This is a genomic window from Thiopseudomonas acetoxidans (genome assembly GCF_030362935.1).
GTDB lineage: Bacteria > Pseudomonadota > Gammaproteobacteria > Pseudomonadales > Pseudomonadaceae > Thiopseudomonas > Thiopseudomonas acetoxidans.
The window spans coordinates 1-26,304 of sequence record NZ_JAUCDY010000002.1; the positions used below are offsets into that span (position 1 = coordinate 1).

Below are 26,304 nucleotides of genomic sequence, written 5' to 3' on the forward strand. Positions count from 1 at the left end.
ATCGAGCAGCAAACCCGACCCCATTAAGGAAGGCTACAGCCTTCCAGCGCTATCCTTCCCCGCACTAAAAGTACGGGCTTGTCGCGCATTTTGGTCAAAAAATGACCTAAAGCTACAGATTTTCTTAATTATTGAGCAAAAACATTTCGATCGGCCCGCTTATTCTTTATTCATATATATAGATTGCCAATTAGTATTTTAAAGAATATCGGGAACAACCTAAGATAGCCGGCAGTTAATCATTGCTACAAGGCACCTTTATGGCACGCACTGTCTCTCCGGTCATACCTGGTTTTAACCTCACACTGGGTTACACCCTGATTTATTTAAGCTTGATCGTACTGATTCCATTGGCGGGAATGCTGGTGTATGCCGCGCAACTAAGCTGGCAGGATTTTTATCAGATTATCAGCGCGCCTCAGGTCGTCTCAGCGTTAAAACTAAGCTTTGGCACTGCACTAGTGGCTGCTTTAGTAAACGGTGTTATTGGCACTTTGCTGGCGTGGGTGATAGTGCGTTACCGCTTTCCTGGACGCAAAATTATTGATGCGTTAATTGACTTACCTTTTGCACTGCCCACCGCTGTGGCGGGCATTGCGTTAACAACCCTTTATGCACCCAAAGGACTGCTGGGCCAGTACGCCAACGAGCTAGGCATCAAGGTTGCCTTTACGCCACTGGGTATTGTCTTGGCCCTGACCTTTGTCACCCTGCCTTTTGTCGTGCGCACCATTCAACCCGTTTTAGAAGATATTCCGCGTGAACTTGAAGAGGCGGCCACCTGCTTAGGGGCTAACTCGTTTCAGGTACTGCGTCACGTACTGATTCCTGCTTTGCTGCCGGCTTGGTTAACCGGCTTCACCTTGGCCTTTGCCCGTGCCGTGGGTGAGTACGGCTCGGTAATTTTCATTGCCGGAAATATGCCTGGCAAAACTGAAATCCTGCCTTTTTTAATCATGGTGAAACTGGACCAGTATGACTATTTAGGCGCCACAGCCATTGGCGTAATGATGCTGGTCGTGTCCTTTGTGTTTTTATTGCTGATTAACCTGCTGCAACGCTATTTGATCAAGCATTAACCCCGGATTGCGTAGACAGTTTCTTTTAGTTTTTATTTTTGGTAACAGGAATAACCCCATGTCCACTCTCGTTTTATCGACAACACGACAACGAAACCTCGGCGCGCTGACACTGATTGGCTGTGCATGGTTGGTGTTTGTGCTGTTTTTAGTTCTACCGCTTTATGTCGTACTCAGCGAGGCCATCCAACAAGGCTATGCCAGTTTCTTCACCGCCGTGTTAGAAGCAGACGCTATCGCCGCCTTAAAACTCACACTGATAGCCGTAGGTATTTCTGTTCCGTTAAATGTGATGTTTGGTGTGGCTGCCGCTTGGTGCGTCAGTAAGTATGAGTTCCGCGGTAAAAGCCTACTGGTAACCCTCATTGATCTGCCTTTTTCTGTTTCTCCCATTATCGCCGGTTTGGTGTACATCCTGTTATTTGGTGCACAAGGTTTTTTTGGTGATTGGCTTGCTGAGCATGATATTCAAATCATTTTTGCCATCCCCGGCATTGTGCTCGCCACTTTGTTTGTTACCGTGCCCTTTGTGGCGCGCGAACTTATTCCTCTGATGCAACAACAAGGCACGCAGGAAGAAGAAGCGGCGCGCTTACTAGGCGCTTCAGGCTGGCAAATGTTTTGGCATGTCACCCTGCCCAATATTCGCTGGGGTTTAACCTACGGCGTGGTGCTCTGCACAGCACGGGCGCTGGGCGAATTTGGCGCCGTGTCGGTGGTATCTGGACACATTCGTGGCTTTACCAACACCCTGCCGCTGCATGTCGAGATTCTTTATAACGAATACAACCATGTCGCAGCCTTTAGCGTAGCGACTGTTTTGCTAGTAATGGCACTGCTGATGCTAATACTGAAACAGTGGGCGCAAGTACGCTTAGAAAAATAATTTAATAGAGAGCAGCACAATGAGCATCGAAGTCCAACATGTTAACAAAGCCTTTGGCGACTTTAAGGCGCTAAATGAAATCAACCTAGCCATTGAGTCCGGCGAGCTGGTAGCACTTCTGGGCCCTTCTGGCTGCGGCAAAACAACTTTACTGCGCATCATTGCTGGCCTAGAAAAGCCCGACAGCGGGCATATTATTTTCAATGGCGATGATGTCTCTAAGCGCGACGTGCGCAAGCGCAACGTGGGTTTTGTATTCCAGCATTACGCACTGTTTCGTCATATGACTGTGTTTGACAACGTTGCCTTTGGTTTACGCATGAAACCACGCCGTCAGCGCCCAAGCGAAACAGGCATTCGCACCAAAGTGATGGAACTGTTGCAAATGGTGCAGTTAGATTGGCTGGCTGATCGCTACCCTGAGCAGCTGTCAGGCGGGCAGCGTCAGCGTATTGCCCTGGCGCGTGCGCTGGCTGTGCAACCTGAAATTCTACTACTGGATGAGCCCTTTGGTGCGTTGGATGCCAAGGTGCGCAAAGAGCTGCGCCGCTGGCTGGCCAACCTGCACGAAGAAATTAATCTTACTTCGGTTTTTGTTACTCATGACCAAGAGGAAGCCATGGAAGTGGCAGATCGTATCGTAGTGATGAATAAAGGCGTGATAGAACAAATCGGCACACCGGCTGAAGTCTATGAAAACCCAGCCAATGAGTTTGTTTACCACTTCTTAGGTGACTCCAACCAACTGCAATTAAATGATCAGCAGATTCAATTCCGCCCGCACGAGGTTGAGTTATCACGCCAAGCCGCCCCTGAATTACAGGCCGGTATTGTGCGTGATATTCGCCCCCTGGGCGCTATTACCCGAGTCACCCTTAAGGTCGCGGGACAGGAGCAGCCCATTGAAGCTGAGGTGGTGCGCGACAATATAAACCTGATTGGATTACAGCGCGGACAGACTTTATTTTTCAGGCCTAACGCCAGTTAAAACAACGGCAATTCAAGTTAAAAATGCGCTAATACCGACAGCTCGTGGCTTAGCGCAAACCATCCACAATAGCTGTGGATAACTCTGTGAACAACCTGCCAGCAAAGTTGGCTAAGCTAGCATTAATGTAGCCTTGAGCCAATTTGATGAATTTTCGACCAACACAAATAAAACCAACAAATTCAAGCACTTAACAAAGTCAATATAACAAACACTCTGCTTTATCCTTTTCAGTTCAAGTGATTTATTAACTTTGCACTGTATGTGCACAACTTATTTATAGCGCTTAGTAAAATTAGAAAAATCAAGGTTTTTTTATATTTTTTTAGCTTGCAATTATGACTTTTACAACACCGTAAATTCCACTTACTTTACCTTATCAATCCAGGCTCCATAACCGCGTGCCTGCATCTCCTCCAGCGGAATAAATAACAGGCTGTCACCATTAATACAGTAGCGTAACCCCCCTTGATCACGCGGACCATCAGGGAATAAATGCCCTAGGTGTGAATCGGCCATGCGACTACGCACTTCCACACGGTGCATATTAAAACCGTAATCATCCTGCTTAGTAATATGTTGCTCATCTATGGCTCTACTAAAACTTGGCCAGCCGCAACCCGCGTTATATTTATCCCGCGAGCTAAACAAAGGCTCACCGCTGACCACATCCACATAAATTCCCGGGGCAAAGAGCTTGTCGTACTCATGGGTATAAGCACGCTCGGTGCCGCTTTCCTGAGTAATCTGATACTGCGCTGGCGTGAGTATTCTCTTTAACGTTTCTGCCGTTGGTTTTTGGTAATCCTCTGCAGTAAACGCTGGTTCAAGCTCGGCCTCTGGCAAAGGCTCATCGGCCAAACGCAAATCAACATGGCAGTATCCATTTGGATTGTTAGCCAGATAATCCTGATGATAGTCCTCCGCCGGATAAAAGTGCTTTAACGGTAGGTTTTCAATCACGACCGGCACCTCGTATTTACGCTGCAATTGCACCAGTGCAGCGGCTATTAACGCTTGCTCGTGTTTATCATTGCTATAAACACCACTGCGGTACTGGGTACCACGATCATTACCCTGCTGATTCAGAGAAGTAGGATTCACAATGCGGAAAAAATGCTGCAACAGCTCAGTTAAGCTCACCTTTGCCGGATCATAGGTCACCTTAACCGTTTCTGCATGGCCGGTATTTTTGTAGATAACGTCATTATAACTAGGGTTTTCAGTACGCCCATTGGCGTAACCTGATACAGCGTTCACCACTCCCTGGATGCGCTCAAAATAAGCTTCTACCCCCCAAAAACAACCACCCGCCAAATAAATGTCTTTAGTTTGCATATCAGTTATCTCCTGCTTGTCCGGCTCTTGTTTGTTGCGTCGCTTGATCAAACTACCTGCCTGCTGCTCTAGCTCTATAGTTGGGTCGGCGAGTAAAGCCACAGCCTGCTGCTTACCTAGACTGCCTTGCACCAAGCGTAACAAATGCCCTTGTTCGTCGAATAACAGCCAACTTGGATACACCTGAATGCGCCCAAATTTAACCAGCACGCCTTGCTCATCTAACAACACGGGCAGCGCTGGGTAATCCAATCCCTGATACCACTGATTAAAGGCTACCGTCTTTTGCTCCCCCAGCACACCAGGTGATGCGAGAGTGATTAAATTGATGTCATCAAAATCAGAAGCCACCGCCCACTCTTGCGTTTCTTCCATTTGCGCCAAGCACAGCGGGCACCAGCTCGCCCACAGTTTTATCAGTGTGGGTCGACCCTCAGCAACCTGCACCTGCGCTGCGCCTGCGGCACTCGGCAAAGTGCGTAAATGCTCAATAATATCTTGCGCTTGCGCGCTACCAGTTAACAAAATCAGTAGCGCAAGCACGCGCACCCAATACAAGCCTATGTGTTTATGCATACAATCCAACTCTACACTCAAATACTCGCAGCAAAACAAAAAAGCATGCATTCCTTTATACATGCAATGCTCCGTACTCTATGCCGATTAGATGCCGCTAACAACGCGCAGGTTCAAGTCAGTCACACTTATTTGTACCCTACCTTTGCATATTCTTAAAAGACTCACCAGACATACGCTCAATGCTGGGTAGCGTCCGGCACTGAACAGACAAAGAAAAGCCTCTGCCACCTAATACAGATAGCAAAGGCTTACAGGGATGTATTAGCAACATTTTAATGCGGCGCCCTAGTGAGTGGCTCCAGTTAACACTGTTGTTAGCCTTCGCGCTGGTAGCAAAGCAAACGACCTTTAAAGGGCGCCAATTCATCTTCTTCAAAAGCCACACGTTGTTCGGTTAAATGGTAACCGAGCCCTTCCATGCTGCGACTAAATTTATTGCGGTGCCCACGTCCGGGACAGCTAATAAGCACCTTAGAGACCGGGTTAGCAATGCGCTCTATAAGACCTACCAACAACTGGGCGTGATTAGGCTCATACAAAATATCGCTGCCCACAATAAGATCAAACCCCGCTACACCTGCACCTCCGGTTGCCCAAGGCAAATCCAAATAGGGAATATTAGGCAAGTGATTCAAGTGGGTGTTGTAGTCCAAAAAGGTTTGTGTCAGCGGATGATAATCGCTAGCAGTAATATCCGCACCACGCGACTGTAAAATCAAGCTCGGCAGGGCCAAGCCGCAACCCACCTCAAGTATGCGCCGTCCTTGAATACCAATCTTCTTAACCGCTCCAGCCAGCACATAACTCGCAGGCCAAAGCTGACCAAATAAACTCCAACTTGCAGAACATATGCCTGCACGCTCTGCATTACCACTGGGATCAGCAAATTGCATATGATCGCTCAGTGCACGCACCTGCCCTTTGAAAGCGCCGATCTGCACCTCTAATTTCCGTGTTTCATAACCCAGCATAAGCCCTCCTTAGAAATAACTACTGGTTCTAATATACTCTCCTTCTAGAATATTATCTTATAAATAAAAACAACCTGCTAATGCAAGTTACAGTGACGCTACCTTTGCAAGTTGACAACCAGCACAGATGTACAGACTGGCGTACCTCAGCGTCAAACCTACCCATAATCAAGCACTGGCCGCACTGCTAATTACTCTAAAAACTTTTATCTTGACAGCCCCGCGCAATCAGGATAAAAAGCGCTACAATTTTGATACTGCGAATTATTGTCGCAGCCTACCTAAACGCACCAAAATATGGCATGCAACTTGCATCGCTCTGACTGCTTCTGTCCGATACTCAGCTTAAGTGTCAAACTTTGTTACGGCGCACGAAGCATTATTAAACACGCGCAATACTGCTCGTCCAGCAGCATTACCTCCTCAGCATACTGACTTTTATTTGGAACCTGCCATGTTAAACAAACTATCCTTACAAGCTCGAATGCTACTGCTGATGTGTGTCGCTCTAGCCCTATTTATTGTGTTAGGCCTGGCGGCATTACTAGGCATAGGCCAAATTAACCAGTCACTAGATGGGGTTTACCGCGAACATATGGTCCCCACTAGTCTGGTCAACCAAATCGCAACCAATATTGAAGCGGAACGCACTCAACTGTTGCTCATGCTGCAACATGATCCCGAGTCTGCCTTTTTAGAGCTGCACAACCACCCTATTAGCATGCACACAGACGCAATCAATGAAGTTCGCAGCCAAACCAAGCAACTGAATACGCAGCTTGAAGCTATCGCGCTTGATCCTAATGAGCAAGAAATCATGCGCACAGTCAATCAATACCTAGCCAACATGCAACAAGTTATTGACTCATCCCTGACACTCATGGCTAGGCATAACTTTTACCAAGCAAACGAGTTGCTGCTAACCCAGGTAAACCCTGCTGTAACTGCCGCAACACTGGAAATAAACAAGCTCACCCAATCCTTGCTTAGCGATGCGCAACAAGAATATATCTACGCCGAACAGCAGTATAAGAAAATTCTGCAGTTGTTTGTGACTTTGCTCTTAGTGGGCGGCGCCACCATCATGTTTTTAACCCAGCGCGTGGTTTGCAGTATTCGTCAAGCAGTTAAATTAATTAGCACTGCCACCACACAGATGGCCGAAGGTGACACCACCGTTCGCGTTAACTACGAGGCGCAAGATGAGCTGCGTACCATTGCTGTTTCTTTTAACCAGATGGGCGAGCAAATGCAGTCCGCATTAAGAGGCGTTGATAGCGCTACTAATCAGCTTGCTTCCGCCAGTGAAGAAACTTCTGTCGTAACAGAAAACACCAGCCAAAGTATGCGTAAGCAACAAAACGAAGTCAGCCAAGTGGCTGCTGCAATGCACGAAATGCATGCTACGGCACATGAGGTTGCCCGCAGCGCCAGTCAAGCCGCTGAAGCCGCGCAACATGCCGATGGTGAGGCTGCAACGGCACGTCAGGTTTCACTGCAAACCATTGAGGTTATTGAGTCTCTAGCTGAAGCCGTTGAGCATGCCACCACCGTTATTACTACACTGGTTAAAGACAGTGACGAAATCGGCGGCGTGTTAGATGTGATTCGCAGTATTGCAGACCAAACCAACCTGCTGGCACTCAACGCGGCTATTGAAGCTGCACGCGCGGGCGAGGCAGGACGAGGCTTTGCGGTCGTGGCCGATGAAGTACGTACCCTGGCCTCACGCACACAGCAATCCACCAGCGAAATTAACGACATGATTGCGCGCCTACAAACCAGTGCGAATCAAGCCTTCACTGCTATGGAAACAGGTCGCAGTAAAGCAAAACTAGGTGTAGAACAAACCGTTAAAGGCACAGCCAGTCTTGAGTCCATTATTCAAGCCGTAGCTGTTATTAACGATATGAGCGCGCAGATTGCCAGCGCTGCGGAAGAACAAAGCTCTGTCAGTGAAGAAATGACGCGTTCCATTACTGCAATTAATGATTTAACCAGTGAAACTACTGATGGCGCACTGCAAACCACCGAGGCAAGCCAAGAGGTGGCCCGCCTAGCTACTGCATTGCAAGACTTGGTAAGACGCTTTAGAACTTAAAGCTTTAAAAGCAGCACTGAACTGGCGCTTACCCCATGTAAACGCCAGTTTTAAATTCCACAGCCTATTGCGCCACACCACTGTGAAATCTAAACACCCGATCATCCGCACAAATCGCTAGACGCTCTTGCTCAGCGAAAAAAGCAACACGCTCCCCGATAGGTTCTTTGCTGTACTGCTGGGCTAGCTGCAGGTAATCCTGAAAATGACGCGCCTCGGTTTTGAGTAGTGAACGGTAAAACCTTTCAAGCTCAGCATCTAGAAAAGGCAAGATTCGATAGAAACGCTCACACGAGCGCGCCTCAATAAAAGCACCAATAATCAAAGTATCAATAAGCCGACCTGGTTCTTGACGGCGAATATGTTGGTGCAATCGTTTGGCGTATTCAGAGGCGGTTATCTGGCGGTATTTAATCCCACGCTTTTTCATAAGAGCGGTGACCTGCTCAAAATGACGCAGCTCTTCTCGCGCTAATCGCGACATTTTTTGTTGCAGCTCTTCTTTTTCCGCATAACGAAACATCAAAGTAACTGCTGTGCCGGCTGCTTTCTTTTCACAGTTAGCATGGTCAATCAATAATTCTTCTGGGTGCTGCAAAGCTTGATCGATCCAAGTCTGTGCAGTAGGACAAAGCAAAAAAGCTTCGATTTCAGGAATAAGCATAGTTGGGTTCTTTACAGTAAGTGATACTCTCTAGTATATACGGTAATAACTTTGGCAGATGACGGGAATCACCGCCAACACAAATAAAACGCTATACTAAAATAATTCAAATCGCGGGAGTATTTTTTATGCAGGAAGTCGGCAGCATTCTAGTCGTGGTCACACCTAAGCAGCCTGAGCAATTGGCTTTGAAACGCGCCAAGCTCATTGCCAGTGTCACCAAATCACATCTACATCTACTGGTATGCGACAAGCAGGGTCAATACGCTGATTTGTTAACCGATACAGCACGCCAGCTGGTTGATGAAGGCTATAGCGTAAGCACCGAGCAAGCTTGGAGTAACAGCTATCACGAAACCATCATCCAAGTGCAGCAAGAAAAGAGCTGCGGTTTAGTAGTTAAACAACACTTTCCGGAAAACCCTCTCAAGCGCGCACTATTAACCCCAGATGACTGGAAGCTTTTACGCTATTGCCCTTGCCCCGTTTTGATTGCCAAAACCAATCGTCCTTGGAGTGAAGGCAATATCTTGGCGGCCGTTGATGTGGGCAATAGTGGCGCTGAACACCGCGCGCTACACACCAGCCTTATCGAAAACGCCTTTGCCGTAGCGGCGATTGCACATGCCCAGCTACACGTTTTCACTGCACACCCTGCGCCCATGCTCTCAGCAGCCGACCCAACCTTCCAGCTACGCGAGACCATTGAAGCCCGCTACCGTGAACAGGCCGCTGCCTTTGTAAAAGAGTTTGAGCTTAGTAACGAACAGATGCACATCAAAGAAGGTCCAGCCGATGTGTTAATTCCTAAAATGGCCAAAGAACTCGATGCTGTAGTCACCATCATTGGCACGGTGGCCCGCACTGGTTTATCGGGCGCTTTAATTGGCAATACCGCCGAGGCCGTTTTGGACGCTGTAGAAACAGACGTTATCGTAGTCAAACCACAAAATGTGGCGGAGCACTTGGAAAGCCTGCTGCAAAAATAGCTCGTACGAGTTGCTTATTTTAAGGGTGTGGGCAAATCGCTCGCATGGTCGCAAACCGCCTGCTAGCCTTTGGTCTAGCGAGTAAAATTAAAGTTATTTGCTCTGCCTCTTAACTTTAAAGGTATTCTCCCTTAGAATAGTGCGCGCCTTTTTTAGGTTTATATGTCCCACTTTGAAGCTGTTTTCAAAGTTAATTTGAAGTAAACAACCTTGTTTACTCTCTAAAATATAAGCCTAAACGCCTAGAATATTTTGAAAACAGCTTCTATAAAAGCGCCCTAAAATATAGTTATCAGGGCCATTAATGAGGGTAAAAACTGTGCTTGAAGCCTATCGTAAACATGTTGAAGAGCGTGCTGCACAAGGTATCGTGCCTCAGCCGCTAACCGCTGAACAAACCTCTGGTTTAGTTGAGCTCTTGAAAACCCCACCAGCAGGCGAAGAAGAATTCCTGCTCGACCTCATCACCAACCGCGTACCTGCTGGCGTTGACGAAGCGGCTTATGTTAAAGCTGGCTTCCTATCAGCCATAGCCAAAGGTGAAACCACTTCACCACTGATTGATAAAGCACACGCTGTTAAATTGTTAGGCACCATGCAAGGTGGCTACAACATTGAAACATTGGTTGCTCTTTTAGATGACGCCGAGTTAGCACCTTTAGCTGCTGCTGAGCTCAAGCACACTCTACTGATGTTTGATGCGTTCCACGACGTTGCTGAAAAAGCTAAAGCAGGCAATGCCAACGCTAAAGCTGTTATGCAATCATGGGCTGACGGCGAGTGGTTCAAATCACGCCCAGCACTAGAAGAAAAAATCACCTTAAGCGTGTTCAAAGTCACTGGCGAAACCAACACTGACGACCTGTCACCTGCTCCAGATGCATGGTCACGTCCTGACATCCCATTGCACGCATTAGCGATGCTGAAAATGGAGCGCGATGGTATTAAGCCAGACGTTCCAGGCTCCGTGGGCCCAATCAAGCAAATGGAAGCGCTGAAAGCTAAAGGTTTCCCTGTTGCTTATGTGGGTGACGTTGTAGGTACGGGTTCTTCACGTAAATCAGCCACTAACTCTGTATTGTGGTTCTTCGGTGACGATATTCCGAACGTACCGAACAAGCGCGCAGGCGGTTTCTGCTTTGGTACTAAAATTGCTCCAATCTTCTACAACACCATGGAAGATGCTGGCGCACTGCCAATCGAATTTGATTGCACCAACCTAAACATGGGCGACGTGATTGACGTTTACCCATACAAAGGTGAAGTACGCCGTCACGGTTCTGACGAGCTCGTTACCACTTTTGAACTGAAAACTGACGTTTTGCTTGATGAAGTGCGTGCCGGTGGCCGTATTCCATTGATCATTGGTCGCGGCTTGACTGAAAAAGCACGTGCTGAACTCGGCATGGGCCCAACCGATTTGTTCAAAAAACCAGTTGCACCGGCTGACAGCGGCAAAGGCTTCACCTTAGCGCAAAAAATGGTCGGTCGCGCTTGTGGTTTAGCAGAAGGTCAAGGCGTACGCCCTGGCACTTACTGTGAGCCAAAAATGACCACTGTGGGTTCGCAAGATACCACTGGTCCTATGACCCGTGATGAGCTGAAAGACTTAGCGTGCTTGGGCTTCTCTGCAGACTTGGTAATGCAGTCGTTCTGCCACACTGCGGCCTACCCAAAACCAATTGACGAAATCACGCACCACACTCTGCCTGACTTCATCATGAACCGCGGCGGTGTTTCACTGCGCCCAGGCGACGGTATCATCCACAGCTGGTTGAACCGTATGTTGTTGCCTGACACTGTTGGTACCGGTGGTGACTCTCATACCCGTTTCCCAATTGGTATCTCTTTCCCAGCAGGTTCTGGTCTGGTTGCTTTCGCCGCCGCTACAGGTGTAATGCCACTGGATATGCCTGAGTCAGTACTGGTTCGCTTTAAAGGTAAAATGAACCCAGGTATCACTTTGCGCGACCTGGTGCATGCGATCCCTTACTACGCGATCCAAGAAGGCTTGTTGACTGTTGAGAAAAAAGGCAAGAAGAACATTTTCTCTGGCCGTATTCTTGAAATCGAAGGCTTGGACAACCTAACCGTTGAGCAAGCATTTGAGTTGTCTGACGCCTCTGCTGAGCGTTCTGCAGCAGGTTGCACCATTAAGTTGCCAGAAGATGTCATCGCTGAGTACCTGCGCTCAAACATCACTATGCTGCGCTGGATGATCAGCGAAGGTTACGGTGATGCGCGTTCAATTGAGCGTCGTGCACAGGCGATGGAAGCATGGTTAGCTAAGCCTGAATTAATGGCGGCTGACGCTGATGCGGAATACGCTGCTGTGATCGAAATCGATATGTCCGAGATCAACGAGCCAATTCTTTGTGCACCTAACGACCCAGACGATGCGCGTTTGCTGTCTGAAGTCCAAGGTCGCAAAATTGATGAAGTGTTCATTGGTTCGTGCATGACCAACATTGGTCACTTCCGCGCTGCGGGTAAGATGCTACAGAAAGTTGAAGGAAAAATGCCAACACGCCTGTGGTTAGCACCACCAACGCGTATGGATCAGTACCAGTTGACCGAAGAAGGTTACTACGACATCTACGAAAAAGCCGGTGCGCGTCTAGAAATTCCAGGCTGCTCACTGTGTATGGGTAACCAAGCCCGCGTTGAGACTGGCGCGACTGTAGTTTCTACTTCTACACGTAACTTCCCGAACCGTTTAGGTGATAACACCGACGTGTTCTTAGCATCAGCTGAGTTAGCATCGGTATCCGCTATCCTTGGCAAACTGCCAACCGTGGAAGAGTATCAAGAATATGCGAAAAACCTCGACAGCATGGCTGGCGAAGTGTATCGCTACCTAAACTTTGACCAGATGGCCAACTACCAAGAAGCCGCTGCCAAAGCTGAGCTACCTACTGTTTAAGTAGACTAGCTAACAAGAGTGCCCCGCCACAAGCGGGGCATTTTTTTTCAATAATCAAATACCACTGCTCACCCGCTTATCAAAGATTACCGGCCCTTCGCATTTAAGGGCGTGGCTGATTTCTAAACCCTCCTAACTTCAGCAAGCATCTGGCTATGTAGTAGGCTAAATTTCTAAAGCCCAGAGCCGTGCCACGCAAGTGCTCAAGTCGTCCGTTGCTGGTTCCTGGTCGGTCGAAGTAGGTAAGGCCGCTCTGGGCGTATTTTTGCAGCGTTTTCCCCAAGGCTTTTACCTCGGCGAGTGCTTTGGACAAGTGGCTAGCTGTAATGATATTTATAACCACTTGCATGAGTTTTTTACCAAGCCTTCGATCCGGCTCGTTATAGGCGCTGACCACCCGTTGTTACATACTCCAGGTGCAATCCGCTTCAAGGTGGTGCTCATCTGCAAATAGCTGAAACAGTTGCTTTTTATGGGTGGTTGTCCTTGTAGGTCACGCCTTTAGGCTGACATGTCGCCCTAAAGGGGCGAGCTATATGAGCAGCTAAGCTCGGCAGGGTTCTCATCGCGCATAAGATGCGCTCCCACAGGGTGCCTTGCTCTAACCTTTGCGCATAAGATGCGCTCCCACAGTCACACAGTCCCGCAGTCCCGCAGTAAAGCGGTTTGCACGCAGCCGGTTGCTTGGCACAGCTCTTGTGGGAGCTTACATTTTCCAAGTTCCCCGACATTTTTTCCAGCTGGCCAGATTTTTTCTACACCCTTAAATGCGAAGAGCCAGATTACCCTAATGGTCAGCGCCCTTAAATGCGAAGAGCCACCTTACTGACTCCACGAATTCGACAACACTTCAGCCTGTTGCAAAATCAACTCAACCGCCTCAGTCGCTTGATCTGGCGGGTACTTATAACGCTGTAAAGTCCGGCGTACCAGTATGCGTAGTTTAGCCCTAACGCTTTCGCGCACCTGCCAATCCACTGTGGTCGATGCCCTTAGCTTATCGGTGATTTCAACGGCAATTTTCTTGAGGATTTCATCGCCCAACTCACGCACCGCGCTTTCGTTATTGGCCAGCGCGTCATAGAAGGCGACCTCATCAGGATTGAGCCCAAGCTCGGCTTCTCGTGCTAGGTCGGCCTGAAACTGTTTCGCCATGGCGATCAGTTCTTCGATCACTTGCGCCGTTTCGATACCACGGTTGTTATAACGGCGTAAGGTTTCCTGCAAGCGATCACTGTACTTCTTCTCTTGCACAACGTTATTACGGGTCTTAGCTTTGATGTTGTCTTTCAGCAGTTTTTCTAACAGCTCAACGGCAAAGTTTTTGTAAGGCATCTGCCGCACATCTTCCAGAAACTCATCCGACAACAAACCAATATTGGGCTTGTCTAGGCCGCATAGCGCAAAAACATCAGTCACGCCTTCAGCAATCACCGCATTATCGAGTATCTGCTTGAGCGTGGAGTTCTTTTCTTCTTGGGTAAGTTTTCGATCAACACTGGTGTGCTTAGTAATGGCTGCTTTAACTGCAGACAGAAAAGCGATTTCTTTATGATAAGCACTCGCCTCATCCATGGTGCTGCATAGCGAATAGGCCTTACTCATCGCTAAGACGGTATCCAAGAAGCGTTTTTTGCCGTCTTCCAACCCAAGAATGTAGTTGGCGGCGGGCACCAACAGCTTCATCGCATCGGTGGCAAAGTTGCTGTAATCAAAGCCTGGGCTTTGCGGTGTCTTGGCAAACATGCCATGAATAACATCCAGCTTTTCCAGCAGAATGGCGTAAGCCTCTTCGGTACTGTGGGTCGGCTCGCCACGGCCTTTGGCATCGGCATAGGTTTTCAGCGCTTGCTTCAGCTCGTTAGCGATCCCGATATAATCCACCACCAAACCGCCCGGTTTGTTTTTGAACACGCGATTCACCCGTGCAATGGCCTGCATCAGGTTATGGCCTTTCATGGGCTTATCGACATACATGGTATGACACGCAGGCGCATCAAAACCCGTCAACCACATATCGCGCACAATCACCAACTTGAGCGGATCGTTAATATCCTTAAAGCGTTTTTCAAGACGCTTCTTCGTTTGTTTGTTATGAATATGCGGTTGCAGTAGTTTTTTATCAGCTGCCGAGCCGGTCATCACCACCTTGATCGCGCCTTTTTCCGGGTCTGTGTCATGCCATTCGGGCCGCAGCGCGACGATTTCGTTATACAGCTGTGCGCAAATATCACGGCTCATGGCCACGATCATGGCTTTGCCTTCGATCAGCGCCGAGCGGGTTTCAAAGTGCTCAATCAGGTCGGCAGCAACCTGCTTTAAGCGCGGCCCTGAGCCCACCAGTTTTTCTAAGCGACTCCACTCGCCCTTGGTTTTCTCGCGTTGCCCAATATCCTCTTCGTCCTCGACCACGTCTTCAACCTGATCAGACAGCTCATCAATCAGATCACGGTTGATATCGAGCTTGGCTAGTCGCGACTCATAGTAGATCGGTACGGTGGCACCATCGTCGACCGCATCTTGAATGTCATAGATGGAGACGTAATCACCAAATACTGCACGCGTATCTTTGTCTTCGTTGGCAATTGGTGTGCCGGTAAAACCAATAAAGGCCGCATTGGGTAACGCATCACGCATGTGCTTGGCGTAGCCAAACTTATAGCTGCCATCGGCTTTAAGCGTGGCTTTCAGGCCGTATTGACTGCGGTGAGCCTCATCAGAGATCACCACGATATTATGGCGGTCGTTCAAGATGGGATGAGCCTTCTCGCCCGTCAGCAAAGCAAATTTCTGCACGGTGGTAAAGATAATGCCGCCAGATTCACGCTCGGCGAGCATGGCACGCAAAGCATCACGGTCGTCAGCCTGTGCTGGGTCTTGCTTAAGCAACTCCTTTGCTGCGCTAAAGGTTCCAAATAGCTGCCCATCCAGGTCGTTGCGGTCAGTTACCACCACCAGGGTTGGATTATTCATTTCTGGTTGCTGGAGTAACTTGCCTGCGTAACACACCATCGAAATACTTTTACCCGAACCCTGCGTATGCCAAACCACTCCGGCTTTTTTACTGCCCGGCACGACTTCGTCGGCGTAACGTGCGCGCTTCTCAGCTTGGAAAAACTGCCCAGGATCTTGCGAGGCAATCACCGTGGCCTTAACCGCTTCACGTACCGCATGAAACTGATGATAACCGGCAATTTTCTTAATCAGCTTGTCAGAGTCAGTCTCAAAGATGACAAAGTAGCGCAGGTAATCAAGGAATAACTCTCGATCAAAAAAACCACGCACCATGGTTTCCAATTGCCAGTCTAATAACGGCTTATCGTCCTCGTGCTTAATCGTACGCCAAGGCATAAAGCGCTCCTGATTGGCCGTCAACGAGCCCACGCGGGCGTTGTAGCCATCACTGACGACAACCGCTTGGTTATAGGCAAACAGGTCTGGGACTTCATCTTTGTAAGTTTGGATCTGATTAAAGGCATCCCAAATATCAACGTTTTCAGCAGTAGGGCTTTTCAGCTCCAGCACCGCTAATGGCAAACCATTAATAAAGCAGATGATGTCAGGGCGGCGCAGTTGCTTGCTGCCCTCGATAGTGAACTGATTGATGGCGCGAAAACGGTTGGCTTTAAGATCGGTAAAATCAATCAGAAACGCATGATCATGGATGACTTCATCATCACGCTTGTACTCAACTGGCACGCCATCCAACAGCAGTCGATGAAAGCCGCGATTACTGACTATGGTGTCTAAGCTCTCAGGCTTAGCAACGATAGCCACAGCTTGCTCAACTGCTGTATCCGGCAAATGCGGATTGATATGGCGCAGCGCTCTTTCAAGATCACCCAGCAGCAATACCTGTCGGTAGTTGGCTCGCTCCGGCGCTGGGCCATCATGGGCAATATCAGGGCCGCTAGTGATTTCCCAGCCGCCTTCAGCAAACCATTCAAGGCAAAGCTGTTCCAGTTGATCTTCAGTCATGAATCATTCCTTTGAATTAATCAGAGATTGTTTCTGCGTTGCTAACTCATGCAACGAAGTCGTAGCAATATAGGCTTGCCGATTATCGTTTGGATTTTGAGGGAAAGCTAAACTCAGTTTTTTCTCTCTAACCATCATACTCAGATATTGCTGTCGCAAAGCGTCAGGAGTCCGATCTACAAGCTGAGCAAGACAGGCTCGAGTAACAAACTGTCCAGTACATAACTGCAAAATCACACGACGCATCACTTCTTTACTGACTTTACCCTTATGTAGCGGCTCATAAGCGATATCTTCTAGCTGTGAACGAAACTCAGGCTCTAGCACTTCAAGATCATGAATAGCAGGAGCAATTAGCGCACTAGATAGCCAGCGTCCATAATCGTCTAGCTCTCCCGTTATATCATCGGAGCACGTCTCCAAATCATCGGAGCTGGCTGGCAAATCATCGGAGCGCACGGCTAAATCATCGGAGCTCAACGTCAAATCATCGGAGTCCACAGGCAGCTCTGGAAATGGTGTCAATGCAGCCCCAAAAACATCTGCGGGTGTTGGCAAGCTTGCACCTGCTAAATGATAGAAAGCACCTCGCCCATGCCCCTTGAGTTTCAACATATCTTTTTTGACCAATGACTGCAGCGCCTGAGTAATGTCAAAGCTATGTTCAGTTGATATTTCTGCAATACGTGAGTGCGAAACCACTTGTTCTATCGCTGCTGTTGCCAGAATCAAACGTTCCAACCTCGGCAAGGCACTATAATCATCGCCGAATCGCTCTTGTAATTGCTGCTGGATTTCTTCCGGCATTAATTCAAGCATTCTGAGCTCAAGAAGAGTTTGAGGCGGTTCATCAATCTCATACAGTGCCGGCCGACGCCAGTGCTGCCAATTCCAGCCGCTGTAGATTTTTGGAATACCAGAGCCTGCTCTTTCACCTAGACCAATCATCAAAAACATCTGATGCATGATCCTATTACGGCAATCTGATTCTCCGCCTTGTACTGCTCTATCAAGCGGAATACGCATATCACCTGGATTACGAAAACCAAACATGTCTGGTCTTTTTACTACCAGCACTGAAACACGGCCTGAGTAGTCGGCATGTACCAACGTGTTGACGAGCGCCTCACGAATCGCTTCGTGTATAGGGGTGTCATCTTGACGCTGACCCGCTTTAAGCAAAAACGGGACTTTTAGGCTGTCCGGATTGGTCAGTTTGCGATAGACAATCCGATAAAAATCAAACAGATTACCTGACCAAGTGCCATCTGGAACTAAACGGTCAATCCAGCGTAACTCAGCTTTTGCTTCAGGCCGTTCTTGGTAATCGACAAAATAATGTGGTGCTGCTTCCTGAATAGCATCCCAATGACCAAACATCAGCAAGCCCGCTAGCGTTAAGCCTTCTTCGCCTGTCTGACGATCTTTACGCCAACCTTTGATTTTTTTAAGCAGGCCAAAGTCATCAAACTCAAGAAAGGGGTGATTAGGCTTAGTGTCTTTGAGCATCTGCCGGTAGATAGAAAAGCTCTGTGGATCTATATCATCCCAAGTAAACCCCGACAAAATTTTACTATCTCGCTCTTCTTCTATTTGCTCTGCCAACATGCGTTTAACTGATTCATCATCACAAGGACGATCACCCTCATGCAAACGTCGATAAGTATGCTTACCTAAAGGGTTACCACCCAAGTAGACAGGTTTCTGCTTACGCGATGCTTTCGGGACGGTAATTTTTATAACTGACTGACCATCGATATCCAGCACTTCAACGTCAGAGTCACAAATTAAATTAACACTCACTTTGCTTGGATTATTTAAGGTGTTAAATAAGTCCATGATGACCTTTTCAGTGTCTTGAACACCCTCAACAATAAAGCGACCTCGTGGTTTTTCTTTGATACCCAGCAAAATAACGCCACCATGGGTATTAGCAAACGCACTATAGGTTTCCCATAAAGCTTGTGGCACTGCACCTTTACCGTCGCGCCCAGCAGCCAGCTTGCACTCCAGTTCAGACGATTCAGATAAACCCGCCAGCCATTCATTAACATTCGCAGCTTCAACTTTATGAGTCATGCCTTTTCCTTGTTATTTATTCCACACGCTTTTTACCAAGCGCCCTGTTTGGCTATAAATACCCACCTGCTCAATAAAACGATGGAAGTCGGTGTTTTCACTGACAATACGATTCACCGACTGCCAATCAATATTGGTGCGCTCACGTGCGGGGATCAATATTTGGCTGTCGAATAAAGACTCAATATTTAATAGCAGTACGCCGATACCATGCAAGCTAGCGAGCATTTGCAGCTCTGGCTCAACGTCATTGCTCAAACCAGTAGCGACCAAGTAACCAAAGCTTGCCCAGGTGGAATTAGAAACAGCTTGGAAGAAGCACTGCCGCACGTTGCCTTTGGTCAGCTGCTTTTTCACCTCAAACGACCACAAGCGCACCGAGCTGTCATTACCGTAGCGCACGCAGTCTTTCACTACCGCATCCCAATACTGGTCAAGCGGCTCTAAGGCGACAACGTCTGGATGCAACCAATGATTACCACCGTTGCCATGGCTGTTTTTAGACGTCTTTTCATCAATCCGTTGGCAGTAAAGGCCATATTCTTTATGCAGAAACTCAATCAGCAAGGGATACAGCTCTTGCTCACTGTAAGTTTGCGCTGGTGTGGGCAACTCCACCTCTTCCAATGCGCTTTCTTCTGCTGCTGTTTGCTTTGGGTTTGCATCCCAGTAATACAGCCTTGGTCTTGGTTTATCTTGGGTAACCACATTGGGGCAACGACTTTTTGCAGCCTCTGTACGCTCACCACCAATTTCTGCCGCCAACTGGGTCAGTAATTTTTCTTTAGTGTCGTAACGTGGGTTGCTCTGCTTTTCAGCCATTTCCGCTGGATAACGCTCAATAAACTCAGCGGCCAACTCCCGCGCAGTAAACTTGCTACTTGGGTTAGCACGCAGGGTTTCGATAATCATTTCTACACGGGTTTTGTTCATTATATTCCCTTATAACTCATCATCTTGTTCTGGGCTCTGCAAAGACTCAGCTAAGCAGTAAGCCTGTCGCTCATGAGTGGGTGTGGTTGGAAAAGCTAAGGCTAATTTTTTATCGCGCACCATAGGTGTTAAATAGCCATTACGTAATGATGCCGGTTGGCGATTGAGCAGCTCAGCTAAGGCCTGCAATGTTAAATAATGTCCCGCACAAACATCGAGCACTACTTTTTGAAACGCTTCGCGATCCATTTTTTTCTTGCTGCGGGGCTCAACAGCTAACTTCTCTAAAGACTGCCGTAGTTCAGACGACAAAGCGCTTAAATCATCAACCACCGGCAATGGCAATTGCTCGCTATGTAAATAACCATGTTCATCGCGCTCCTGCTCCAAAACTGAGGAGCTGTCGCTTAAAACTGAGGAGCTGCTACTCAAAACTGAGGAGCTATCACTCAAAACTGAGGAGCTGCTTCGCAGGTTTGGCCCAAACACTTGCTCTGCGGTGGGTAATGTCTGCCAAGGTAAAAAGTAGACGGTGCCTTTTCCGCTTCCTTCTGGCACCAGCATCTCTGATCGGCACAGCTGTTGTAGCATGCGGGTAATCTCAACGGGGTGCGCAGACAAGGCGGTTATCAAGCGGGCATGGCTGACTGTTTCCTCTAAGCTTGCCAAGGCCAGTATCAAGCGCATACTGCTGTCCAGCGCTTCAAACTTAGCGCCAAAGTGTGCATGCAAGGCATCCATCACATCGCTGGGAAATAAATCTACCATGCGTAGTTCAAGAACTGTCTGATCGTACGGCTCTCTTAGCTCATAAAGGTTAGGCGGGCTCCAGTGCTGTGATTTCCAGCCTTTCAGAATAATCGGTATACCTGAACCTGCCTGCTCACCCACACCGACCAGACGAAACATCTTGTGCAGCGTACGATTGCGGCAATCTGGCTCGCCGCCCTGTATCGCGATGGCAACCGGCACCCGCATTAAACCCGGATTACGGAAGCGGAATTTATCTGCCTGCTTGATAACAAGGACAGACGCACGCTCTGAATAATCTGCGTGCACTAAAACATTCGCCAAAGCCTCGCGCAGGGCATCATGCACTGGGGTTTCATCTTTGCGCCAGCCACCGATCAAACGCAAAAACTCTGCGTCGCTTTGGTCATTCCAGGGGTGCGCATGCTCGTCGCTCAACACATAATCGCCTTCGTTTAGGCGGTAATAACTGTTACCCAAGGGATTGCGGGTTAAATGAACGGGCTTTAATTGCCTTGGTGCTCGCGGAATTTCAATAACAAGTAGCGTTTTTCCATCCAGCTCTTGCTCGTAGACCAGCTCGTTATTCAGCAGGTTGGCGCTGATTTTTTGCGTGTTTTTTAAGTTGTTAAACAGCTCGGCCTTAAGTTTTTCTATATTGGCAATACCTTCCAGTTCAAACCGGCCTTTGCGTTCACGCACGCCCAGCACAACGACCCCGCCATCGGTGTTGGCCATAGCGCTATAGGTTGGCCAGAAATCATGGGGTAACTCACCTTTACCATCACGCCCGCCGGCAAGCTTAAACTCGATCGAGGACGTCTCGCGCAGCAGGTTAAAGTCATCGAGCGAGCTAACTTTGAACATTCACGGCTTCCTCGGCTTTGGTTATTTGATCTGTAGCAGCAGATATAGAAAGCTCGCCGGAAAGGAGCTTAGGGAGCAGGGTGTCGCGGAGCTCACTCAAAGCTTTAATTTGCTGAAGGTTATTCTTAATCATCTCAAAAGCTGGAGCGACTAAATTTTCAAAATTAGTTCTGAGAGAAATACAGGCTTGAGATTGAAAAACCGTGCCAAATGTAGCCTGAGTAATTGTATCGAAAACCGCTCCATGGGTATTTCTTTGTAGTGTTTCTACAGCCTCTTGCATTTGCAAATAGTTTAAATACGGCCCTGTGCCATCAATACCTATAACCCCGTAGCAAGACTGATTCATGGCCGTAACTACACCTGTTAATGCCAGCTTTCCAACAGTTCCTCTGGCAGTGATAATAGTAGTTCCAAGAGGCAGTAACTTTGTCGAACTACCTTTTAGTCCGGCGTCAGTTATTTTTTCAACGGTATCAATAACGAAAACATTACCGTCATTAGGTGCATCTTTAACGGAAAACCAGCAAATATCACCATTCCAATAGGCAGGCTCTGATCTTTTTGGTGTCCCACCGCCGATAAGCTCCACCATTTCTGACAATGGCAAGACTTTCCATCCCGCCGGTATTTCTCCTAGCTCGCTGTCTTGCATGGCGGCGGGGAACAGTTCGGCGGTGGCGCGGAGGGTGGCGTATTGCTCGGGGTGTTCGGCTTGTAGGCGGGCGAGTTGGGTGGCTGCGTCGGCGTCAGCTGCGTCGCTGGCAAATAAAGAGCTGCTAGCGATGGCTTGCATGGCGGCGAGCAGTGCATCATCTTCGCTGCCGCCCGCTTCCAGTGCAGCAATCTTGGCTTTTACTGGGTCGAAATCGACAAACCAGCTTTTGAAGATGGCTTGGGCCATCTGTTCGAGGGTTTGATTGATTTTAGAGTTCAGTTGGATTTTTTCTGAAATACTAGACTGATTTGCTGCAATAGCTCTTTGAACAAACAAAGGAGGCAGCTCAATTTCAACTTTTAATAGTTCTGACTGCTTTATACCTTGAACAGTTGAACCTGTAGCTCTCTCTTTAAGCTTAGATTGCCCCACCTGTGATGATAACCACGATAACAAATACAAGGGTTCTATTAGCTCCTGTTTAGGACGGAGGCCAAACACTCGTTGCCCTAAAAGATACTGTACAGACCCATCTATATAGTATGTTTCCCCCATAGGAGCCTCCGAGGTCAGAATTACGTCTCCTTTTTGAAGGGGTACTTTCATCCATTTATTATACATAGACTCGTTCGCATACCTGATTGAGTCTAAACTAGTCAGTCCACTTGTTTTAACGTGTTTAGCTGAAAGGACTTGGTAGCCGGAGCAATGAAAGTCATCAAATCCAAGTTTTTTTGGAGTTTTACCTCGATGATCAATCACCAGTTCTAATACATCGGCAATAGTAGCTTTTGTCCATTTAGAACTCATACCCAAGCCCTCCAAGATTACGCTTAATCTCTGCTTCCAACCGCGCACTCTCAGCAAACTGTTCACGCAACTGCTCAGTCAAGCGTGTCATTTTCTCGGCAAACTGTTCTGGTAATGGCTGCATAAGCCATAAACTCTGCTGCTTCATATTTTTACCTGCCAATAACCCCGTGTGCCGCCGATGCGTTCGATAACACCCTGCGCTTTCAGGTTTTCTATGTGCTTCTGCACGGCTGAGGGATTTATTTGAAGCGCCTTGGCTAGCTCTTGGCGTGAAATCTGTGGCTTGTTTTGAATAAGTAGCAGGACACTACGCTGGCTCTCGGTTATCTGACCACCTATCTGACCACCTATTTGACCACCTGTTTGATCCCCCTCAGATACAGCGCTTGGTTGTACATCGCGTATAAATTCAATATCAAAAAAATCACCGGTTTCTTTAAAAACAGGTAGCTGACAATCGGCTGCTTGGCATAGCTGCTGAATACGGGCAATGCCGCTGCCCCACTGCTCTATATACCCTAGAGCCTTAAACACGCGCGCTAGTACTTTATTGCGAATTTCAGAACGGCCTTGCAGGGCTTCGTTTAATGTTATGCCGTGCGGCAAACCGCCTGGGGAGACAATATTCAGCGCATCATCATAAATGCCGACCTTAATATCACGGCCAAAGTTACTGTAGTCGCGGTGAACAAGGGCATTGACCAAGGCTTCACGAATAGCAGCCATAGGGATTTCATAGGTTTCGGTGCGTTGCAGGCCAAGAATCTCCGCTTTTAAATGTAGGTGGTTTTTTATAAATAGTTCGGTTTGCTCAAGCTGATAAAAAAGATTGCCTGTATATTCTTTTTTATCCAGAAACACTGTCATGTCTGTGCCTTTAAAACGGCTGCATTTTATTTCTACATGCTCATATAAACCCAGCAGTATAATTAAGCCGTGGGTTGGGTGGGTTATGCCGTGTTCTGTTTTTATCAGCTTTAAGTTGTGTAGCCGCTGTTCATTTAATTCTTTGCCACGCTGCTGAAAAGCTTTTTCTAGTGGCGTTATATCAATTTCGGTTAGCTTAAAATCCCAAGCGATTTGCTCATCAAAACTTTGGTTTAAGCGTTGGCGTTCTAGCTCATGAATCATGTCCAAACTGGCTGGGCGATTACTGGCACCAATACGCACATAGGTGCCCTGCTCGCGTCCCTTAGATTTTAAGTAGCAAGGCAGTTGGCTGCCTCGATGTACCTGCACAATTACTAGGGTTTTATTGTTTAAGGTTTCTAGATAAATACTGGGCAGTAACGTGGGCAAACAATTTTCATGCACGATAGAGGCTATTTGATCCATTAGTTCAAACTCATCGGTTTGAATGCCTGTAATTTGGCGATCATCCGCAACGCCAACGATTAATTTGCCGCCGCTGGTGTTGGCAAAAGCAATCAGCGTTTTGACTAGCTGTTCGCCTTTAGGGAGTTGCTGTTTGAACTCTAGTGTTTTGCTTTCGCCCTGTTGTATTTCTTGCCAAAGAGCACTGTTAAAGTTCATACCCCAGCCCCCCAAGATTGCGCTTAATCTCCGCCTCCAACCGCGCACCCTCCGCAAACTGCTCCCGCAGTTGTTCGGTCAAACGCGCCATTTTCTCGGCAAAGGGTTCGCCATCATCTTCGTGCTCTTCCGCGCCAACATAACGCCCCGGCGTCAGGACAAAATCATGCTTTTTAATATCTTCCAGGCTGGCGGAATAGCAGAAACCCGCCACGTCCTCGTAGCCGTTGCCTCTTAGGTCGCTCTCGGCAATCCCTGGCCTACGCGACACTGGGGCTCCTGCCCGTTGCCACGCATGAAAGGTGTCAGCAATTTTAGCGATATCTTCAGCGGTGAAATCACGCAGCACACGGTCACGCATGTAACCTAGTTGGCGCGCATCAATAAACAGCAGCTCACCACGGCGGTCACGCTTTTTCTCGTTGCGCACCAGTCCGTTGGCTTTGTCTTTGGTTAAAAACCAGATGCAGGCGGGAATCTGCGTGTTGGTAAACAATTGCCCCGGCAAAGCAACCATGCACTCGACCAGGTCTTCTTCAATCAACCGCTTGCGGATTTCGCCTTCGTTGTTGGTGTTGGAGCTCATGGAGCCGTTGGCCAGCAGCAAGGCCATGCTGCCGGTGGGCGCAAGGTGATGCAGCATGTGCTGAATCCAAGCAAAGTTAGCGTTGCCTTTCGGCGGCGTGCCGTATTGCCAGCGCACGTCTTCCGCCAGCGACTCACTCCACCAATCTTTGATATTGAACGGCGGGTTAGCCATAACAAAGTCAGCGCGCAAATCAGGGTGCTGGTCATCAAGGAAGGTGTCGGCGTTCTTTTTGCCGAAGTTAAAGTCGATGCCACGAATGGCCATGTTCATCGCCGCCAGCTTCCAGGTGGTCGGGTTGGATTCCTGACCGTACACAGAGATATGCTTTTTCTGCTCGGCGGCATCGTACTGCTGCTCTTGCGCGTGCTGCTCAATGAACTTGCTGCTCGACACAAAGAATCCGCCAGAACCCATGGCAGGGTCATACACGCGGCCGGAATAGGGTTCGAGCATTTCCACAATCAGCGTCACGATACTTTTTGGCGTGTAATACTGGCCGCCTTGCTTGCCTTCGGCTAGAGCAAACTCACCAAGGAAGTATTCATAAACATGACCGAGAATATCTTTGCTTTGCAGCTCCAGCACTTCGCCTTCATACATGGGCTTGGTAAAGGAGGTGTCGGAGAAGGTGTTGATCAGACCAATCAGTTTGTCGTTATCTAACTGGTACTGGCTGATACGGTTGAGAATGCCTTTGAGCTTGGCGTTGCTGTTTTCGATTGCCTCTAAGGCGTTATCGACCAACCACGACACCGAACGCAGCTTTACATCGTTACCGGCTTCGTCTTGCCATAGCACCGTACCCACCGGCAGTACGACCTTTTCTTTTAAGGTGTTCCAACGCGCCGCTTTCGGCACCCAAAACACGTTGGCTTCGCGGTAGTAATCCAGCTGTTCCAACTCGTCTTGCAGCGCTTGCTGGTAGTCAGCGTCGCTAGCAAAGTCTTCACGAGGCAAGTAGTAAATATTGTCGTCGTGATTGGTTTGAAACAGCTCAAGCAACTGTTCTTGGCGTTCTTCAAAGGCATCCGACACATACTTCAGGAAGATCAAACCAAGCACAACATGCTTGTAGTTAGCAGCATCGAGGTTAGCGCGCAGCTTATCTGCAGCTTTCCAAAGCTTGTCATCCAGTGATTTAAGAAACTGCTGTTCCGTGTTGTTCATTGTTGCCTCGTACTCAAATATGTTGTTCTGCTCTGGGCTGCAATGCCGCCAAAAGCACTATAAATTCATTATAGGGTAATGATGCGAGCGACAAACTGTGTCGCTGTGACTAAACGCTAAAAACCACTGTCAAGAAAGTCGATTGATTAGCCACCGACTGGAGCAAACCATAGCAAATTACGCTAAGGCTTGCGCATAAGGGTTAACTATTTTGGACAGGTGCAGAAGGGGCAATTTCAATCATACTCCAGGCGTTATAAACCTACCTGCGTAGCTACCACCGCGTTAAAAACGTACGAAAAAGTGCAGTTTACACACAGCAAATGAGCATTTTGAGCCGTTTTTAACAACTCCCTTACAACGCAGGTAATTATTCAGCGCTTGCTTAAGCAATTCGACACTCTGTACCTGTGATGAGC

The 26,304-nt window shown here is 48.2% G+C and carries 18 protein-coding genes and 1 pseudogene; 7 read left to right on the forward strand and 12 right to left on the reverse strand.

Annotated features, from left to right (window positions below; all coding sequences use genetic code 11):
- The 4 genes from QEZ41_RS02060 to QEZ41_RS02075 form a co-directional block, all read left to right on the forward strand.
- A partial coding sequence (locus tag QEZ41_RS02060; RefSeq protein WP_289409719.1) for a hypothetical protein occupies positions 1-202 on the forward strand: 202 nt, incomplete at its 5' end.
- A gap of 58 nt (positions 203-260) precedes the next feature.
- Positions 261-1,079: a sulfate ABC transporter permease subunit CysT gene (gene cysT, locus QEZ41_RS02065; protein ID WP_289409720.1), complete on the forward strand. Its 819-nt coding sequence runs from the start codon at positions 261-263 to the stop codon at positions 1,077-1,079.
- A 58-nt stretch (positions 1,080-1,137) separates the two neighbouring features.
- Entirely contained in the window at positions 1,138-1,965 is an 828-nt protein-coding gene (gene cysW / locus QEZ41_RS02070) for a sulfate ABC transporter permease subunit CysW (RefSeq protein WP_289409721.1), read from the forward strand.
- A 19-nt stretch (positions 1,966-1,984) separates the two neighbouring features.
- On the forward strand, positions 1,985-2,953 hold the full coding sequence (locus tag QEZ41_RS02075) for a sulfate/molybdate ABC transporter ATP-binding protein (protein WP_289409722.1): 969 nt from the start codon (positions 1,985-1,987) through the stop codon (positions 2,951-2,953).
- 366 nt (positions 2,954-3,319) lie between these two features.
- Here QEZ41_RS02075 and msrAB read toward each other — a convergent pair whose 3' ends face one another.
- Both msrAB and QEZ41_RS02085 read right to left on the reverse strand, forming a co-directional pair.
- Positions 3,320-4,867, reverse strand: a complete 1,548-nt coding sequence (gene msrAB / locus QEZ41_RS02080) for a bifunctional peptide-methionine (S)-S-oxide reductase MsrA/peptide-methionine (R)-S-oxide reductase MsrB (RefSeq protein ID WP_289409723.1) — start codon at positions 4,865-4,867, stop codon at positions 3,320-3,322.
- 317 nt (positions 4,868-5,184) lie between these two features.
- A complete protein-coding gene (locus QEZ41_RS02085; RefSeq protein WP_289409724.1) occupies positions 5,185-5,841 on the reverse strand; it encodes a class I SAM-dependent methyltransferase in 657 nt (218 codons plus the stop codon).
- 454 nt (positions 5,842-6,295) lie between these two features.
- Between QEZ41_RS02085 and QEZ41_RS02090 the strand changes: the two genes are divergently transcribed.
- Positions 6,296-7,942 carry a methyl-accepting chemotaxis protein gene (locus QEZ41_RS02090; RefSeq protein ID WP_289409725.1) on the forward strand — a complete coding sequence of 549 codons (1,647 nt, stop codon included), beginning with the start codon at positions 6,296-6,298 and terminating at the stop codon, positions 7,940-7,942.
- Between the two features lie 64 nt (positions 7,943-8,006).
- Here the strand turns inward: QEZ41_RS02090 and QEZ41_RS02095 are convergent, their stop codons facing one another.
- Positions 8,007-8,606 (reverse strand): MiaE family protein, encoded by a 600-nt coding sequence (locus tag QEZ41_RS02095; RefSeq protein WP_289409726.1) that lies wholly within the window; start codon positions 8,604-8,606, stop codon positions 8,007-8,009.
- Between the two features lie 128 nt (positions 8,607-8,734).
- Here QEZ41_RS02095 and QEZ41_RS02100 point away from each other — a divergent pair, with 128 nt between their 5' ends.
- Both QEZ41_RS02100 and acnB read left to right on the forward strand, forming a co-directional pair.
- The gene (locus QEZ41_RS02100) at positions 8,735-9,595 is read left to right on the forward strand and encodes a universal stress protein (RefSeq protein WP_289409727.1); all 861 of its coding nucleotides are present in this window, start codon (positions 8,735-8,737) and stop codon (positions 9,593-9,595) included.
- Between the two features lie 319 nt (positions 9,596-9,914).
- Positions 9,915-12,518 carry a bifunctional aconitate hydratase 2/2-methylisocitrate dehydratase gene (gene acnB, locus QEZ41_RS02105; protein WP_289409942.1) on the forward strand — a complete coding sequence of 868 codons (2,604 nt, stop codon included), beginning with the start codon at positions 9,915-9,917 and terminating at the stop codon, positions 12,516-12,518.
- A gap of 103 nt (positions 12,519-12,621) precedes the next feature.
- Here the strand turns inward: acnB and QEZ41_RS02110 are convergent.
- The 9 genes and pseudogenes from QEZ41_RS02110 to QEZ41_RS02150 form a co-directional block, all read right to left on the reverse strand.
- Positions 12,622-12,993: pseudogene (locus QEZ41_RS02110) on the reverse strand (transposase); the annotation flags it as partial.
- Between the two features lie 347 nt (positions 12,994-13,340).
- Positions 13,341-16,496: a type I restriction endonuclease subunit R gene (locus tag QEZ41_RS02115; RefSeq protein WP_289409728.1), complete on the reverse strand. Its 3,156-nt coding sequence runs from the start codon at positions 16,494-16,496 to the stop codon at positions 13,341-13,343.
- A gap of 3 nt (positions 16,497-16,499) precedes the next feature.
- Entirely contained in the window at positions 16,500-18,575 is a 2,076-nt protein-coding gene (locus tag QEZ41_RS02120; RefSeq protein WP_289409730.1) for an RNA/DNA-binding domain-containing protein, read from the reverse strand.
- Positions 18,576-18,587: 12 nt separating this feature from the next.
- A complete protein-coding gene (locus QEZ41_RS02125) occupies positions 18,588-19,508 on the reverse strand; it encodes a COG2958 family protein (protein WP_289409731.1) in 921 nt (306 codons plus the stop codon).
- A 9-nt stretch (positions 19,509-19,517) separates the two neighbouring features.
- Positions 19,518-21,125 carry an RNA/DNA-binding domain-containing protein gene (locus QEZ41_RS02130; RefSeq protein WP_289409732.1) on the reverse strand — a complete coding sequence of 536 codons (1,608 nt, stop codon included), beginning with the start codon at positions 21,123-21,125 and terminating at the stop codon, positions 19,518-19,520.
- Positions 21,112-22,593, reverse strand: coding sequence for a restriction endonuclease subunit S (locus tag QEZ41_RS02135; protein ID WP_289409733.1), 1,482 nt, complete (start codon positions 22,591-22,593; stop codon positions 21,112-21,114). The genes QEZ41_RS02130 and QEZ41_RS02135 overlap by 14 nt, the downstream gene beginning before the upstream one ends.
- Positions 22,583-22,741, reverse strand: a complete 159-nt coding sequence (locus tag QEZ41_RS02140; RefSeq protein ID WP_289409734.1) for a hypothetical protein — start codon at positions 22,739-22,741, stop codon at positions 22,583-22,585. Before QEZ41_RS02140 ends, QEZ41_RS02135 begins: the two co-directional genes overlap by 11 nt.
- Complete coding sequence (locus QEZ41_RS02145; RefSeq protein WP_289409735.1) at positions 22,738-24,129, reverse strand: RNA-binding domain-containing protein; 1,392 nt, start codon at positions 24,127-24,129, stop codon at positions 22,738-22,740. Before QEZ41_RS02145 ends, QEZ41_RS02140 begins: the two co-directional genes overlap by 4 nt.
- Positions 24,119-25,885 carry a class I SAM-dependent DNA methyltransferase gene (locus tag QEZ41_RS02150; protein WP_289409736.1) on the reverse strand — a complete coding sequence of 589 codons (1,767 nt, stop codon included), beginning with the start codon at positions 25,883-25,885 and terminating at the stop codon, positions 24,119-24,121. Before QEZ41_RS02150 ends, QEZ41_RS02145 begins: the two co-directional genes overlap by 11 nt.
- Between the last annotated feature and the right edge of the window lie 419 nt (positions 25,886-26,304).

What these genes read in the sequence shown, in the direction of transcription:
- QEZ41_RS02145 (WP_289409735.1), bottom strand. Translation starts at nt 24,129, where the DNA reads ATGAACTTTAACAGTGCTCTTTGGCAAGAAATACAACAGGGCGAAAGC.
- QEZ41_RS02095 (WP_289409726.1), bottom strand. Translation starts at nt 8,606, where the DNA reads ATGCTTATTCCTGAAATCGAAGCTTTTTTGCTTTGTCCTACTGCACAG.
- cysW (WP_289409721.1), top strand. Translation starts at nt 1,138, where the DNA reads ATGTCCACTCTCGTTTTATCGACAACACGACAACGAAACCTCGGCGCG.
- QEZ41_RS02135 (WP_289409733.1), bottom strand. Translation starts at nt 22,593, where the DNA reads ATGAGTTCTAAATGGACAAAAGCTACTATTGCCGATGTATTAGAACTG.
- cysT (WP_289409720.1), top strand. Translation starts at nt 261, where the DNA reads ATGGCACGCACTGTCTCTCCGGTCATACCTGGTTTTAACCTCACACTG.
- QEZ41_RS02115 (WP_289409728.1), bottom strand. Translation starts at nt 16,496, where the DNA reads ATGACTGAAGATCAACTGGAACAGCTTTGCCTTGAATGGTTTGCTGAA.
- QEZ41_RS02140 (WP_289409734.1), bottom strand. Translation starts at nt 22,741, where the DNA reads ATGAAGCAGCAGAGTTTATGGCTTATGCAGCCATTACCAGAACAGTTT.
- QEZ41_RS02090 (WP_289409725.1), top strand. Translation starts at nt 6,296, where the DNA reads ATGTTAAACAAACTATCCTTACAAGCTCGAATGCTACTGCTGATGTGT.
- msrAB (WP_289409723.1), bottom strand. Translation starts at nt 4,867, where the DNA reads ATGCATAAACACATAGGCTTGTATTGGGTGCGCGTGCTTGCGCTACTG.
- QEZ41_RS02100 (WP_289409727.1), top strand. Translation starts at nt 8,735, where the DNA reads ATGCAGGAAGTCGGCAGCATTCTAGTCGTGGTCACACCTAAGCAGCCT.
- QEZ41_RS02130 (WP_289409732.1), bottom strand. Translation starts at nt 21,125, where the DNA reads ATGTTCAAAGTTAGCTCGCTCGATGACTTTAACCTGCTGCGCGAGACG.
- QEZ41_RS02085 (WP_289409724.1), bottom strand. Translation starts at nt 5,841, where the DNA reads ATGCTGGGTTATGAAACACGGAAATTAGAGGTGCAGATCGGCGCTTTC.
- QEZ41_RS02075 (WP_289409722.1), top strand. Translation starts at nt 1,985, where the DNA reads ATGAGCATCGAAGTCCAACATGTTAACAAAGCCTTTGGCGACTTTAAG.
- QEZ41_RS02125 (WP_289409731.1), bottom strand. Translation starts at nt 19,508, where the DNA reads ATGAACAAAACCCGTGTAGAAATGATTATCGAAACCCTGCGTGCTAAC.
- QEZ41_RS02150 (WP_289409736.1), bottom strand. Translation starts at nt 25,885, where the DNA reads ATGAACAACACGGAACAGCAGTTTCTTAAATCACTGGATGACAAGCTT.
- QEZ41_RS02120 (WP_289409730.1), bottom strand. Translation starts at nt 18,575, where the DNA reads ATGACTCATAAAGTTGAAGCTGCGAATGTTAATGAATGGCTGGCGGGT.